11 protein-coding genes are annotated in these 15414 nt (G+C 38.9%); 6 read left to right on the top strand and 5 right to left on the bottom strand.

Features of this window, described 5'->3' with window-relative positions:
- The 3 genes from ACO05K_RS16465 to ACO05K_RS16455 form a co-directional block, all read right to left on the bottom strand.
- Positions 1 to 651 (bottom strand): hypothetical protein, encoded by a 651-nt coding sequence (locus ACO05K_RS16465; RefSeq protein WP_421945516.1) that lies wholly within the window; start codon positions 649 to 651, stop codon positions 1 to 3.
- A 612-nt stretch (positions 652 to 1263) separates the two neighbouring features.
- Positions 1264 to 2223 (bottom strand): HNH endonuclease, encoded by a 960-nt coding sequence (locus tag ACO05K_RS16460; protein WP_421945515.1) that lies wholly within the window; start codon positions 2221 to 2223, stop codon positions 1264 to 1266.
- Between the two features lie 109 nt (positions 2224 to 2332).
- Positions 2333 to 3586, bottom strand: a complete 1254-nt coding sequence (locus tag ACO05K_RS16455; RefSeq protein ID WP_421945514.1) for an AbiH family protein — start codon at positions 3584 to 3586, stop codon at positions 2333 to 2335.
- A 373-nt stretch (positions 3587 to 3959) separates the two neighbouring features.
- Between ACO05K_RS16455 and ACO05K_RS16450 the strand changes: the two genes are divergently transcribed.
- From ACO05K_RS16450 to ACO05K_RS16435, 4 genes are all read left to right on the top strand, one after another.
- Positions 3960 to 4535, top strand: coding sequence for a DNA-directed RNA polymerase subunit alpha C-terminal domain-containing protein (locus ACO05K_RS16450; RefSeq protein WP_421945513.1), 576 nt, complete (start codon positions 3960 to 3962; stop codon positions 4533 to 4535).
- 220 nt (positions 4536 to 4755) lie between these two features.
- Entirely contained in the window at positions 4756 to 7131 is a 2376-nt protein-coding gene (locus ACO05K_RS16445) for a hypothetical protein (protein ID WP_421945512.1), read from the top strand.
- A gap of 127 nt (positions 7132 to 7258) precedes the next feature.
- Complete coding sequence (locus ACO05K_RS16440; RefSeq protein ID WP_421945511.1) at positions 7259 to 8584, top strand: paraquat-inducible protein A; 1326 nt, start codon at positions 7259 to 7261, stop codon at positions 8582 to 8584.
- Between the two features lie 32 nt (positions 8585 to 8616).
- On the top strand, positions 8617 to 9951 hold the full coding sequence (locus ACO05K_RS16435; RefSeq protein ID WP_421945510.1) for a paraquat-inducible protein A: 1335 nt from the start codon (positions 8617 to 8619) through the stop codon (positions 9949 to 9951).
- A gap of 136 nt (positions 9952 to 10087) precedes the next feature.
- Here the strand turns inward: ACO05K_RS16435 and ACO05K_RS16430 are convergent, their stop codons facing one another.
- Positions 10088 to 10237, bottom strand: a complete 150-nt coding sequence (locus ACO05K_RS16430; protein WP_421945509.1) for a hypothetical protein — start codon at positions 10235 to 10237, stop codon at positions 10088 to 10090.
- A gap of 1768 nt (positions 10238 to 12005) precedes the next feature.
- On the opposite strand from ACO05K_RS16430, the gene ACO05K_RS16425 reads away from it, so the two are divergent.
- On the top strand, positions 12006 to 13022 hold the full coding sequence (locus tag ACO05K_RS16425) for a bestrophin family protein (RefSeq protein WP_421945508.1): 1017 nt from the start codon (positions 12006 to 12008) through the stop codon (positions 13020 to 13022).
- 57 nt (positions 13023 to 13079) lie between these two features.
- Positions 13080 to 14633: a Na+/H+ antiporter gene (locus tag ACO05K_RS16420; RefSeq protein WP_421945507.1), complete on the top strand. Its 1554-nt coding sequence runs from the start codon at positions 13080 to 13082 to the stop codon at positions 14631 to 14633.
- Here ACO05K_RS16420 and ACO05K_RS16415 read toward each other — a convergent pair.
- Positions 14630 to 15073 (bottom strand): pyridoxamine 5'-phosphate oxidase family protein, encoded by a 444-nt coding sequence (locus ACO05K_RS16415; protein WP_421945506.1) that lies wholly within the window; start codon positions 15071 to 15073, stop codon positions 14630 to 14632. The genes ACO05K_RS16420 and ACO05K_RS16415 overlap by 4 nt on opposite strands.
- Positions 15074 to 15414: the final 341 nt, after the last annotated feature.

The raw sequence follows: 15414 nt of genomic DNA, 5'->3' as shown, positions 1-15414 counted from the left end.
TTAATTATTTTGTCTAAAACGCCTGAATGCACTTTCTACCGAGTTATCTATTGATAGATAAGTGTCTCCTTCTGGATTAAATAGTTCTCGGAAAAAGTAGTAAAAGTATTCGCGCTGAGCATTTCCAATTTTAGTAGCATTTACTTTCAAATCGTCAAGTTTACTGAGCATATAATATATTGCACTTCCTGGATCTCCATCGAATTTAAGCCGTTTTATATCTAAAATAATCTTATTAAGATCAGTTAATTCTCGATCTTTTAGGAAAGCGATGGCAGCACCCAATCCAGTCATCACCTGTGATTTACTAAATATGGTTAAAGCATCTTTACCAAAAGGTGCAGAGGTTAATGTATATTCTGAGTCAATATCATTGTATTCCCAGTTGCCTAAAACTAGTCTCATTCGTTCTAGAAAAGCATGAAATAATTCCAGATAACTTTTGAAAATATCAGCCCCTTGGTTTTCTTTTGAAAGCTTTTCAAGGCTTTTAATATTTTCTAAAAGGTCTCCACGATCAAATGTTAAGTAATCCTGCATTAAATAAGAAGTCAGTCCCTCAATAATGTCCTTGAAAGAATAATGTCCAAAGCCTTTTGAGCCAGTATCTACTTCTCGGATAAGCGTTATACCATTAGTTGAATGCTTCAAATAGTCAGAATATAAGATTTCAATCTTGTATTCGATCCATTTCTGCAATGAAGCCGCTTAAACCATCAACTGTTGTTCGTGAATCTTCAATACGTTTGCGTAGCTTAGGAGAGTTCTCCATTTTTCGTGCTACAGATGGTCGAGCAATTTTCTTTGGATCGGTTGAATCACATAGAACACTCTCTATTAGGCATACGAAATACTCCTCATCTATTGAAAAGCTTTGGTTACAGCTGTTGCAACATCCAACGACTGGCAGATTTGTTGGGTACGGTACTTCCAAAAGACATTTAGAAGGGACGTGATCTCTTGTTTTCGCTGTTGCCCCACAATATATGCATCCTTGAATCAACCTAGTGTCAGCATAGTTATTTAATTGATCCATAAAATATAATTAAATTCTGGTTGTAATATTAGGGTTTAGCGAAGGCAACTCAATGAACTAAATTACAGAATATCTGAGAATAACAATAGCAATGGTTAAAGTGAAATATGCAAAGAAAAAATCGTTGATATCTAAGTATTAAACTGTTTTTCTTTGCATTCTTCTTTGCAAATTTCCAAACTTAGGTACACCGATTTGAGTAGAAGGGTGAAGCTCGATAATATGATCTAGCCTTTAAAAACATTATTCCGATGCCACCCCACAGCATCCCTTTCAGGAAAATGAATTTGCTTATTTGGTAGCAGTATTTTTCGGCCTGCTAAATTGCCTAATGCATAACTGTGTTTATCATTTTCGATAAGGTGTCTGGAAACCAGAATGGTGTATTCATTTGAGATGGAAACCAAGCCCCTATCAAAAGCACGATGCAGATTCGGGCAAAGCGCAATGCCGTTGGTTACTTTATCATTATGGGTTAAACTAAAAGGTACGATATGGCAGGCATCAACAAAACTATGCCCGAATGTGCTGCTAAGTTGCATGCCTGTAAAACTGCATTGGTTGGCGTAAACCTTCGGTACTAGTTTTTTAAACAATCCGTTTCTAACAAATACATCTTCTTCCGTATGGATGATAACCCTTTTATATTTTACGTCGGGTTCATTTAATACAAAATCTTCCTGATCATGTAAATAGCCTCTGCCCTGATGTTTTGCCAGATTGAATGCGGCTTTACTTTCTGCAAAATAAACATCGAGCAATAAGTTGTTTGCTATTGCTCTGTTTTGCGCATCGCTCAATAATAAAAATAATTCTGCATCAAAATAACCGAACGCACAGGTTTCGCTTAAGCGGGTTACCGATTTAATGTGCGCATTGATTTGCATCCCTAAATTGGCTTGCAGAAACCAAAAAGATTGTCCAGCTACTTTTTCGCTTTGCAAATAATAAAATGGTTGTGTAAAATCGGGTTGGTGTAAAGTAGGCACTAACAGTAACCAGTTTTCTTTAAAGGTGGCAACTAAATCGGCATTTACCTCGAACTGGTTATTGCTTACCAAACCTTTTTCCATCAGCTCAATTAAGCTTAACAAAAGTACAGGCTTGTGTGGTGCTAAACCATATTTGGTAACGCCACGTTTAAGACGGCTAAAGGCAGCAAGGTATTTTTGGAATGTAAAGTTCAATTTAAGAGCAGTGATTAAGATGCATAAATGTATCGATTCAACAAGAGAAGTACAAGTTTGTTAGTACAAGTATTGTTTGTTTTAATTGTGATCCTCAATAAAAGACTGTTTAGTCAAGCTCAATATTATTACTTTCTTTGACTTGCGGAAAAGTATCTGAAGGATTATAATTAACGATAAGCTTACGCATATGCCCTTTATTACTAAAGTGCTTACTTACATTGATAACTTTGTCGTTAAAATCCCCATTATAATGAAATAGCCTAATAGATTTACAATTCTCATGCTCGAAAATTTCCTTAAACATGGTACGGTCTGATAAACCACAAGAGTGCCCCATTACAAACACCTGGTAATTACTACTGTTTAAGAAGTTTAATAAGTTCCGATAATTTGGTGTTTGCAAATATTGGTGTGATTTAATATGCTTAAAAAGTTCATTGTTACGATGTTCCTCAAACTCTAAATATTGCTTATCATGCTCATCACCAAAACCAAAAATAATATGGTTATCTACATTATCTAACTGGCCATGAATATAATTTATTTCAGTTTTTGAAAAATGCGTATTTATTGAATTTAATCTATCAAGATATGATTGTACACTATTAGTATAATTAAAATTTAAAAAATACAGTTTGTGTGTTATTTGTGCACCTACAGTTTTATCATATCCTAGCTCTAACTTTGTATCTTCATAGCCCATCACTGGTTCAAAATCTGAAATTTCAAATTTAGAACCTATCGCACTCAAAAGTTCTGGTATAATATTAACACTTGATTGCTTTTGTTGTAAAGCTAAATACTCCTCTAATTTTTGCCTTATATAGCTAAAGTCGCTATTAAGTTGCCTTACTTTCTCTATTTCAAATTCACCTCCATCTTTGCAAGCTTTAAGCTGATCGAAATACTCATTCTCTATATCAACCCAATTGCAGTCTTGGCAGTTAATTATTAAGCTTTTTAAAAAATCAGATTTAATGTGGACACTGAAGGGATATCTATTATTATAATTATTAGTTGAGTGAAATTCATTATTATCAGAAATTACTATTTCAGAAACATTTTCATCATTGATATTCAAGAGCTCTATAATGGTTTGCTCTTTAAAACACTTTTCTACAAAATCATTAAATTCTTTTTCCGTTATCGCAAATGAGCCTAAACCACTTCTGTAAAAGAAAGAGTTAAAAGAATTAAAATCTTCAAAGCTAATTTGCAATAATCTATCTTCATGTATTCTTGGGAGATAACCTCTACTAAAAAGAGATTTGGAAAGGTACCAAAGTATAAAATCTTTATAGCTTGTTTTTAAACCATGAGCTAAATCAAAGCCATTACCTACCAAGATTAATCTATTCATAATAATACAAGTTGTTTGGAGCTACAACATATTTGGAAATTACACTTTTTTGAAATTGTTTATTCTGATACAAACAGCGATTGAAGGGATCTTAAAAACCGCAAAGCCCGGTACATTTCGGGATGTATCGGACTTCGAATCTTTTTCCTCCAAGACTGGCAGGATAAGCAGGTTAAATATAAAGATATTTTTACTGTTTTGAAGTTACTTTTGATTCCCTAAATGTATTTAATCCCCTGCACATGCAAAAATTTTTAAGAATGGTAATTGCGCATTGAAATTTTCCTGAATAATATTATTTTTATCAGCGATTTAACCAGATAAGTTTTTCCTCCCGTTTTCGATCACATCCCATATTCATTTTATGCAGAATATGGCCACCCCAATTAAATTATTGTTTGATGCGCTGAGCAATCAGCTGGAAGATGCTGCGGCACTGGCAAAAAGAACCGACTACCATTCGGCCATCTGGCGGTTGAAGGAATTTAACAACCAGGCTACCGATTTGGTTAATGAAGTAATTGCAGAAATGGAGGTGCGGTTGTTTATAGAGCAGAATCAGGTAGGGCATTTGCTTGGTATGAAGATTTCTAATTTGAAGCTAAGTAAAAGAACCCTAAATGCATTAAACGCTGTAAATATTAACACCATTGCCGATTTGCTACAATACGATTTAAAGGAGATTGTAAAAATGGCAAAAATTGGTTTAAAGGCTGTACATGAAATTCAGAATGCTTTAATTGCTAATAAGCTTACCTGGGCGTTGCTGAAGAAGGTTAGGGTTGAGGGGGTGGAGTTTGAGGTGAAGGATAAGGTTGAGGGTAATGTCATTAACTTAAGAACAGCCGTTGTCTGTCTGAGCTTGTCGAAGACCTTTTTCATAGTCGAAAAACAAAAAAATATTTGTCCTTCGACTACTTGTCCCGAATCTTCGGGAAGCTCAGGATGACAATGTTTTTTTTCTCCTTAATTTAATGGCATTGGGATTTAGGGTTTAAGGTTGAGATTAAGGTTTAGGGTTGAGACTAAGATTAAGGTTCTTGTATTAATTACTTGATTTTAAGTATTTTTTTTCGTGTTTTAAGTTGTAAATTCATGCAAGAATGTTTAACGATTGGGCAGAGGCTTAATCTGTTAGCATAAAATATTAACCTCTCAAATTAATCTTTATGTTCTCAAAATTAGCACTTGCTATTGTAATTCTATTCACAACAGTTTCTGCCGCTCAGGCACAAAATCTATTTAAAGAATCTCAGATATTAGCTGAATTTTTGAAGGGCTCGAAAAATGATTCACTACGTAACCGGGTAGGTGAAATACTAACAAAGTTAAAAACCGAATCTGGTGGGCGGCAAAATATGCCAAAATTAGTAGAGTTAAATGATACGTATCTAACTCAAGCAATATCTAAAAAAACTGCAATCAATAAAGATTTATTTGTGCAGGCCATAATTGATGAAATTAATGCAAGTAAAGATGTTAATGAAAAGCTGGCTCCGATAAAACTTTTGCTTTCTGAGCGTAATGCAATTGATAATAATATAAAAAAATATCAAGAAAATATTCTGCAATGGCAGAATCCAATAGGAAATAAAAATAGTGCATTGATCAAATCGGTTACTAACAAAGACAGTCTTTTGAAAGTGGATAGTACTAAATTAAAGCAGATAACTGATACTCTGAATATTAAAATTAAAGAAGCTAGTGTAACCATTTTACATCTGCAAGAGCAACGTAGAACGCTATCAAAAAAGATTAATGAGCAAGTATCAGATTCTATAGAGGATATAAATGCGATAAGAGGATTGAAATTTGTTGATGAATTATTTACTAAAAATCAAAGCAATATTCAAAGTGTAGTTAAAGAAGGAATTAAAAAATGGAATGAGTCAATACCCCAAGTTCCGGTTCAGGAGGCAGTTGTGGTAAGCCAAGGATTGACAAACTTCAAGTTACCCTCCCAAACTGAAATGATAGATGCCTTGGCAACCTACATTGCCAAGCGGGCTAAACAGGAGGCCATTGTATATTTTTTGAAAAACTGGAAAACCCGCTTTAGCGATTCGGTAGTGTCAAAGTTTCTCCCGGCTACCTCAGAAAAATTTAAGCAATTTGATGACTACAGTACACCTAGTTTTGACGGTTCCTGGCGGTATGCTTTTTCTAAAGACATCAATATGCTACCGGCCAATATCATTAAATATGTAGCAAAAGATACTTCCAGATTAGGCATTGCATTAAGAGATAGCTTTTTTTATTTAAGTGATGCAGAAGTAATGGCTAAAATGGTGATTAAGAAGTATAGTTTTATCGATATCATTAACTTATCTGCAGATAATAGATTCAGAACACCCGGATTGAGAACATTTGCAAGCTTAATGCAAATATTCAATAACGAATTTTATGATGCTACCGATTCAAGTAAGTATTGGATTAGTTCTACAAAATTTCTTTCGGAAGTAAATAATCATAAAGAGTCTTTGGAGATATTTATGCAGCTTTTGGCAAACAAATACAAAGATTTTCCACTATTAACAGAGATTAATGTAAATGCAATGACTGTAGACGATGTTGCAAGAACAAAATCCTGGATTTCCAGCACACTCATTGCATTAATGCACTTAGAATCCAGCCAAAAATCGGTTTATGTAGAATCAAAAGATTACAGTATAAATAATTATTGGCAGGCATTATCCGAACTTATAGAGATATCAACCGGGCAGCAAATGGTTAAATCTATGATTAAACAATCTAAAAGTTTTGCGGCAGGGCTTCGTATGACAAACCAACTCTTGGAGGTATATCAACTCATGCAAAATAAAAACTATGCAGGGGGATCGGTAACCTGTTTGGAACTAATTAAACCTTTTCTGAAAACTTCTCCCGATGGTAGTTTAAAATTTGCAATGAAGGTTACCGCCTTTGTTACTGATGTAATGCAGTCAAAAAATTCTGACGATTTAGCTAAAGTTATTGAAACGCATGCCTTACCACCTGCGTCATTTAGGTTAAAGGGGCAACATAAGGGCAGTATCTCTTTAGGAGCCTATTTTGGTCCTTATGGAGGCATTGAAATAATTAACGACGATGAGAGAAAACCCAAGGCGGTTTTTGGGCTTAGTGCGCCAATTAGTTTAGATTTTAATTTTGCCGCATTTAATGAATCATATTTTACACTGAGTGTAGTATTAGTAGATATTGGTGCTGCGGTATCTTACCGGATTAGTCACGATAACCAGGGCTTACCTGAAAATGTTCGCTGGTCGCAATTGTTCTCGCCCGGATTAGCCGGTCGGGTGGGACTTGGAAATACACCTTTAACCTTTAGTTTAGGCGGTCAGCTTAATCCTCAGTTACGGGATTTTGGTCAGCAGGCAAAAAATGATGCTTTTCGGGTTTATGCAGGATTAATGTTAGATATGCCTCTGTTATTTGCAAAGAAAGGGAAAGAACGTAAAGTAAGACCACCCAAAGTAAATACAAAACCAACGGATGTTAAAAAAATAACGACGGAAAACAAAAAGATAAATCAATCTAAGCCCTAATTAACACAATTTCCAAACCTTTTTTCTGCTTGTTGGTTTTATTTGCCAATACCAACCAAATGTAGCCTGCGGCATTTAGCAAATTGCGGTGCGCCATTGTTGTTGGGTAAAACCAAAAAAGAACCGCTTGGAAACACAGATTAAAGATTCGGCAGAACGCAAAACCTATTTGCCTAAGCTTCTGCTCATTTTCGCACTGGCAATATTGCTGGGTGTAGAAGGTTATTTCGGGCTGAAGCTGCATGCGCTTTCTGAGCAGCAGGAGCAGATTAAGGAAGATTATTCTAATATTAATAACATTACTTACGGGCTGTTTTCGGTACAGCAGTGGAAGGATAATGTGGCAAGCATTGTACATAAGCAGGTGCGTAACCTGAAAATGACCAAGCGCCAGAAAAAGGTTTTGCAGGGCGAGGTAGAGCAGGTATTGCTGGTACTGATTGATAAGGCAGAGGCATTGGTAAATAAACCGAAGAAAACCATTAGCGGTAAAATACAGAAGTTTGCCATTAAAAACTTTGTTAACTCCGATAGTATAAAGGCACAGGTTCCGGGTTTCGCCCGAACCATTATTGCAGAAGTAGATAACCCGAAAAACAAACGCCAGTTAAGTTCAATGGCTATTGGCGAATTTAACGACCTGGCAAAAGAAGAAAGTTTAGATAGTGCCTTTGTAGCCAAAACCGCTGCGGTAAAAGCCATGTATGGCAGGTATAAGGTAAATTCTACCGATGAGCTGAATAAGAAATTAACCGCAACACTGGGCGAAATTCGAAGTAAAACTTACACCTATTCTTTCGGTATGCTGGCTTGTATTAGCGTAGTGCTTATTTTATGGTGGGTTTTGCGCCGCCGCCGCGATTTGCACGTAACGCTTTTTGTAATGTCTTTACTGTTTGCCTTTATTTTACTGGCGGTAGGGCTTACCGCTTCGATGATTGAGGTAGATGCCCGCATACGGTCGCTTGATTTTGTATTGCTGGGCGAACATGTAACCTTTAAAGACCAGGTACTGTTTTTCCAGAGCAAGAGTATTATGGATGTGGTGCGGGTATTAATCGGGCAGCCCGGTATCGATTCGATTTTGGTTGGGGTGCTGATTTTGGCTTTTAGTATTTTGTTTCCGGTGGTGAAGCTGAGTTCTACAGGTATACACCTTCTGGGCAGAAAAAAACTGGCCGAGAATGGCATTATAAAATACTTTGCTTTTCAATCGGGTAAATGGAGCATGGCCGATGTAATTGTAATTGCCATCCTGATGGCCTACATTGGTTTAAATGGTTTGCTGGAGGGACAATTGCAGGCGCTGAACATTAAAAATGATTCGCTAACCATCCTTACAACCAACAATACGGCACTACAACCGGGTTACATCATTTTCATCAGCTTTGTATTGTATGGCTTAATTCTCTCTACAATTTTAAAGTTTATTACACCGCATGATGCGCATTAACGGGCTATGCTCAACGCTTTTTGATTAATTTTATGGCGACGAACACAAATTCTCCTCAAGATATAACGGCAAAAAAAAGCCGATGGGCCGCTCCCCTGCTCATTGTTGGCTTATCTGTATTATTAGTGGCTACTGCTTTTTCGGGCTACCGCTTTTACCAGCTTGCTTTTGAGCAAAAACGCATAAAGGAAGATTACAGCCTTTCGAACAACATTACTTTTGGTATTTTCTCTGTTGATAGATGGGGCGAAAAAATCTCTGCCGTTGTAGATAGGCGGGTAAAGGGCTTTAAGCTTACCAAGAAGCAGAAGTCGGAAATGCAGGAACAGGTGGAAAAGGAATTGCATGGCATGGTGAATAAAGCAGTAGCTGATTTTACCAAACCAAAGAAAGGCCTTGGCGCAAAGCTTAAAAAACTTGCTTTTGATGCTTTTGTAGATGTGGATGAACTGCATGCGCAGGTACCATCTTTCGCCCGCACCATAGTGCAGAAGATTACCAGTCCGTCGAGTTTGAAAAAGATTAAAGGCATTGCCGAGAGTAAGGTAGATGAACTGGAAGCCCAGACTTACGACCGTACAGATACTACCATCACCACGGTTGAGCATACCATTTACCGGAAGTATAAGGTTACAAATTCTGCTGATTTTGATAAGGTTGTGAAAGCGAAGCTTAGCCAGATTAAGGCCTTAAGTCACCAGTTTGCTTTTGTAATGATTATTTCGGTGGCGATTGCCTTGCTGCTTTGGTTAATTTTAAGGAAACGGGCACACCTGCATATTCCACTGTTTTTTATGTCGCTCTTGTTTGCGGTGGTGTTGCTAGCCGTTGGTGTAATTTCACCGATTATAGAAGTGGATGCCCGTATCCAGTCGCTGGAGTTTGCCTTACTGGGCGATAAACTTGTGTTTACCAACCAGGTGCTGTTTTTCCAGAGTAAAAGTATAATCGGTATTATCAGTACATTAATTGAGCAACCTAAACCAGATGCCGTATTGGTTGGCGTGCTGCTGATGTTGTTTGTAGTGGTATTGCCATTGCTTCGCTTACTGGCGAGAGGCATACACATTTCTTGCAGTCACCTGTTTCAAAACCCTAAAGTGTTGCGCTTTATGGCATTCGATTTAGGTAAATGGGATATGGCAGATGTAATGGTTGTCGGCATTGCCATGACTTACATTGGTTTGAATGGTATTTTGAAAAGCCAGCTTTCGGGTTTAAACATCGAAAACGATACTTTAAAAACCATCACGGAAAATAATTCCGCATTACAACCGGGCTTCTTTGTGTTTGTTGCCTATGTTGCTTTTGCCAAGCTGCTTTCCTTCCTGTTGAAGCGTATTGATGAAAGGAATGGAGGGTGTTAAGCAGGGTTTTAATATTCTACTTGTCATGCTGATCTTGTCGAAGCAGCTCTTGTAGTTCTTTCTTCTCACTGTCTTGCCTCGGCTCGCCGTCGCCGAAGGACTCTTACCTTTTTCTTGATAAAAAGGTAACCAAAAATCAAGGCTTGGATCTGATGTCGGATAAATTCGTTAAAACTTTAATTGCGGCAATACAAGTACCCGATGAAGAATCGGGCATGACGCGTTGCCTTGGTTTGTAGTGATTGAAAGTTTTTGCAGAAGTTTTAACGTTTTCTCCTTCTATCATTTCCTATGCCGGATAGCAGGGTGCTTTAAACCCCCATCCGCCTGTCGGCACCTTCCCCCTGAAAGAGGAAGGGTAGCAGAGAGCAGAACCCATTTCCCAGTTGATTGTCATCCTGAGCGTAGTCGAAGGACCGTCATTGCGAGGTACGAAGCAATCTCCTTCCTCTAGTTATTTAATTATCCCCATCGCTGTTATGCCTCGGCTCGCCGTCGCCGAAGGACTTTTTCTTTTGGCTTAGCCCAAAAGAAACAAACCTGAGCGCAGCGAAAGCATGCCTGCCGTTGAAACAAACGACAAAGGGCATAAACCCAAGGCTTGCACCTTTTGTCGCATAAAGCTAAGCGAATACCATTAGCGATATTTGAGGCCAGCCTTTCGCAAGTCCCCTTCGGCTGCAAATCTCCTTGGTCATTCATTAGTTTAAGGGTGGTGCATGTATTCGCTTGCTTTCTGCTTCCAAAATCTGCTATGCCGGATAGCATGGTGCTTTAAAGCCCCCATCCGCCTTTCGGCACCTTCCCCCTGAAAGGGGAAGGATAGCAAAGTGCAGAACCCACTTGCTAATTCTGTCATTGAGGGGATTAAAGAAACTATGAGGGGCAACTCCCCTCTTTATTCAAGGAGGGGTCGGGGGTGGTTTTAACTCAATTCCGTCATTGCGAGGTACGAAGCAATCTCCTCCCTCTAGTTATTTAATTATCCCTCTCACTGGTCTTGCCTCGGCTCGCCGTCGCCGAAGGACTCTTTCTTTTGGCTTAGCCCAAAAGAAACAAAAACCCAAGGCTTGGATCTGATGTCGGCTATGCTTGTCGAAACTTTTAATGCGTCAGCACAAGCCCGATGAAGAATCGGGAGGGTGCGCTGCCTTGTTTCATCTTGTATTGAAGATTGTGCAAAAGTTTCAACAGCCTATCCTTCCATCATTTCCTATGCCGGATAGCAAAGTGCAGAACCAGCTTTCTTTATATTCAATTCGTTATTCCCCTCTAGAGCGGGTCGGGGGGTGGTTTTTAGCACAATTCCGTCATTGCGAGGTACGAAGCAATCTCCTCCCTCTAGTTATTTAATTATCCCCATCACTAGTCTTGCCTCGGCTCGCCGTCGCCGAAGGACTCTTTCTTTTGGCTTAGCCCAAAAGAAACAAAAACCCAAGGCTTGCACCTTTTGTCGCATAAAGCTAAGCGAATACCATTAGCGGATATTTGAGGCCAGCCTTTCGGAAGTCCCCTTCGGCTGCAAATCTCCTTGGTCATTCATTAGTTTAACGGTAGTGCATGTATTCGCTTGCTTTCTGCTTCAAAAATCTGCTATGCCGGATAGCATGGTGCAGAACCCCTCGTTTTTTTATGCGTTTCGCTATCCCCCTTTGGAGGGGGCAGGGGGAGGATAAAAAAACTATGAGGGTCAACTCCCCTTCTTATTTTCAAGGAGGGGAGCCTGCAAGGCGGGGTGGTCATTTGCTGCCCTTCCCTTCGACTCCGCTCAGGGTGACATTAACTATGCGACATTGACTTAGTTGCCATTAATTTAGATGATATTACTGTGGTTAATGTTTTATCACCAACACTAAATCCTCTAATAGAAAAATCCAAAACCTGTATTATATTTGCATTCCTATTAAAAAGTCAGCTATCCTTTCGTCATCCCGATAGCAAACTATTATATTTATTATCTAGATGACGTTTAATATATTTTATTTCCTGAAAATAGATAGCGCAAAATGCAAATCGGTATTGCAGGAGAAGCTATAAATTTTTATTTCTAAAGGATGCTGGTCAGAAAAAATATTACCCTAAAAGGGATATTGGAATTTGCAGGTCACCATTTCTGGTGGCTAACGGCTTATATGTTTATTATCGCTTTGCTTTATAAGCTCGGCTGGCAGTGGATTTCTATTCCATGGCTTCCTGTTTCGCTCATCGGAACGGCAGTTGCTTTTTACGTTGGCTTTAAAAATAACCAATCGTACGACAGAGTTTGGGAAGCCCGGAAAATCTGGGGTGCCATTGTAAACAGCAGCCGAAGCTGGGCGGTAATGATAAATGCTTATGTACGCAAGCCAGATACTGCTGATGCTGAAATTAAAACCATAAAAACTGCCTTAATTTATCGCCACATTGCATGGCTTTACACTTTACGAGAGCAATTGCTCGTACCAACACAGTGGGAACATGTAAGTTTAAAGCACCTTTTCGGACGGCTCGCTGCTCAACGCAGAGAGCGTTTTGGTATCGGTCAGTTTAAAGATTTCCTAAACGAACACCAGAAGCATAACTATTTCCACGATAAACATACCTGGGATTTTGCCGCTAACCACGCCACACAAATTATCAACTTACAATCGCAGCATTTGGCAGAACTGGAAGAGCAAGAATTCCTGCACATGCGCAGGCAACTGGATACGCAAACGGTGTTGAATGATTTTTACGACCACCAGGGAAGAGCCGAGCGCATTAAGAAATTTCCTTTACCTCGTCAATATGCAAACCTGAGTTTTATCTTTAACTGCATATTTATTTTTCTGTTGCCATTGGGCATTGTGGCCGAATTTGCTAAACTTGGTGAGGCAGGTGTGTGGCTGATGATTCCTTTCGGTACCATTGTAGGCTGGATATACGTGGTGATGGAATTAATTGGCGATTATTCTGAAAATCCTTTCGAAGGTTTGGGTACGGATGTGCCGATGCTTTCCATTTGCCGCACCATAGAGATTGATATGTTGCAAATTCTGGGTGAAACGGAAATTCCGAAACCGATTCAGCCGGTAAACGATGTGTTGATGTAACCAAACGATATAATTTAATTTTTTTTAATGCATTCTATTCTACCTTTCTTGCTCGCTATGATAGCCATTATTGTGGTGTTAAATATGTGGGCGGCAAAACTTAAAATCGCCTACCCTATCTTATTGGTCGTTGGCGGGTTGGTTATCAGCTTTATTCCCGGTTTGCCAAGGGTTAAAATTGATCCGAACCTTATCTTTTTTATCTTTCTTCCTCCCCTGCTTTTTGAAGCAGCCTGGGCCATTTCAGTTAAAGAGATGAAAAAGTGGTGGCGCATCATCGGTAGTTTTGCTTTTCTCGTGGTATTTTTTACTGCCCTTTCTGTTGCACTGGTCACAAACTATTATATTCCGGGCTTTACAATTGCATTAGGGTTTTTATTAGGCGGAATCGTATCTCCTCCCGATGCGGTGAGTACAGGCGCCATCATGAAGTTTGTTAAAATCCCAAAGTCTACATCAGCTATATTAGAAGGAGAAAGTTTATTAAATGATGCTTCTTCCCTGATTATTTTCCGTTTCGGATTGGTGGCCGTTGGTACAGGTCAGTTTATCTGGCAGGAAGCGGCAACAAGTTTTTTGTGGATGGTAATTGGCGGTGCAGGCATCGGTTTACTGTTGGGTTGGATTTTTGTAGAAGCGCATAAACGTTTACCAACAGATGCAACTTCTGATATTGCACTTACCTTAATAGAACCTTACTTTATGTATTGGATTGCCGAACAGCTGCACAGCTCGGGTGTAATGGCAGTGGTTAGTGGCGGTTTATTCATGTCGGCAAGGCGATTAATTTTCTTAAACAGCACCAGCAGGATAATGGGCTACAGTGTTTGGGAAAGTTTTGTTTTCATTTTGAACGGTATTGTATTCCTGATTATTGGACTGGAACTACCCGAGATTGTGGATGGCCTGCGTAGCAATGGCATTCCTTTAGGCACAGCTATTGGTTATGGGGTGTTGGTTACGGGTATTTTGGTTGTCGCCAGAATCATAAGTTCATATGCGGCGATGATCGCCACCTTAATCTTCCGTCCGGGGGTTGCACCAAGAGCATCGTCGAACCGGGTGCGTTTTACCATGCCTTTAGTGCTCGGCTGGACCGGCATGCGTGGTGTGGTTTCATTGGCTGCGGCTTTGGCCATTCCGGTAACAATGGAAAATCACCAGCCTTTCCCCCACCGAAACCTGATATTGTTTATCACTTTCGTGGTGATATTGCTTACCCTTTTAGTACAAGGCCTAACCTTACCCTATATTATTAAGAGGATTTCTTTCTTTAATGATATCATTACAGAGGAGAATGAAGCTTTAACCAGGCAGAAAATGAAACAAGGGCTAAAGCAACATGTGTACGAAGTGCTGAAGGCTAAGTATGAAAATGAATTGCAGGGTCATGCCGGAATAGAAAGAATATTAAAACAATGGGAAGAGCGATCTAAAGCAAGCGATGATAGCTGGATGAATGAAAAAACGAAACTCATCTTCGTCGAATTGCTAGAGAGCCAGCGAACATACCTTACCGAATTGAATAAAGATCCGAAGATTGATGAGGAAATTATCCGCCAGCAATTGTATCAGATCGATTTAGAAGAGGAGCGCCTGAAGATCATTTAATCAATATCGTGCGATTCGTATTTGCCACTCACTGCTGTTAGTTCAATTTTATAAACAATGATACTTTGATGCGCTTCCGGAGCAATGCCATGAGAAGGTTTTTCACTGGGTCTGTCAGTTAACGGCATCATTCTATGTATAATACCTTGCATCGCTTGTTGTCGTTCAACACCTTTTAGTTCGGTAAAGTTTCCCCAAAGGATAGCACTTTGCCACCTGAAGGTATCTGCAATTTCATCAACCTGAAAACAGACTTTAGGGTTAAGTCGCATCATTTCAATTTTTTTACCATTTGCCGAATGCGCATAAATGGCATTGTCTCTATAGACATAATTAATGGGTACTATATAAGTTTCACCGTTTGCATGGCAACCTAGTCTGCCAAACACCTGGCGTTCTAACAAATCTATAATCTGCCTTTTATTTAAATCTCCTAGCATTTCTTTATCATTTAATACTATAAATATCAATACGGCATAAGTAAAAAGAAATGATAAGGATCACAATTGGCGGTGATTTAGTTTTAGATTGTTGAGGTTTGGAATGTTATGAGGTTGAATTGTTCCATTGTTGAAATGTTTGAAAGTTGAAATGTTAACCTGTATCGAGCAAGCAGAATCAGGTTACCTTACCTAAATGTCCTTATATTACTTATATGTCTTATATGGTTAAAACGAGCCTGCATTCAGCATACAATCACTTAACTTAGCTGTTCTAAGATGTCTTAGATGGTAAAAACTTGTTTTCGAAGCAAAGAAATCTTTTTCAATCTGCGATATTT

Source organism: Pedobacter sp. (assembly GCF_965227205.1).
In the GTDB taxonomy this organism is placed as follows: domain Bacteria; phylum Bacteroidota; class Bacteroidia; order Sphingobacteriales; family Sphingobacteriaceae; genus Pedobacter.
The sequence above is the reverse complement of the archived record's forward strand: the minus strand, read 5'-3'. Positions and strand labels throughout refer to the sequence as shown.

Bases quoted from the DNA above. Each gene is read 5' to 3' on its own strand.
- ACO05K_RS16455 (WP_421945514.1), bottom strand. From the start codon at position 3,586: ATGAATAGATTAATCTTGGTAGGTAATGGCTTTGATTTAGCTCATGGT.
- ACO05K_RS16450 (WP_421945513.1), top strand. From the start codon at position 3,960: ATGGCCACCCCAATTAAATTATTGTTTGATGCGCTGAGCAATCAGCTG.
- ACO05K_RS16445 (WP_421945512.1), top strand. From the start codon at position 4,756: ATGTTCTCAAAATTAGCACTTGCTATTGTAATTCTATTCACAACAGTT.
- ACO05K_RS16435 (WP_421945510.1), top strand. From the start codon at position 8,617: ATGGCGACGAACACAAATTCTCCTCAAGATATAACGGCAAAAAAAAGC.
- ACO05K_RS16430 (WP_421945509.1), bottom strand. From the start codon at position 10,237: ATGATAGAAGGAGAAAACGTTAAAACTTCTGCAAAAACTTTCAATCAC.
- ACO05K_RS16425 (WP_421945508.1), top strand. From the start codon at position 12,006: ATGCTGGTCAGAAAAAATATTACCCTAAAAGGGATATTGGAATTTGCA.
- ACO05K_RS16420 (WP_421945507.1), top strand. From the start codon at position 13,080: ATGATAGCCATTATTGTGGTGTTAAATATGTGGGCGGCAAAACTTAAA.
- ACO05K_RS16415 (WP_421945506.1), bottom strand. From the start codon at position 15,073: ATGCTAGGAGATTTAAATAAAAGGCAGATTATAGATTTGTTAGAACGC.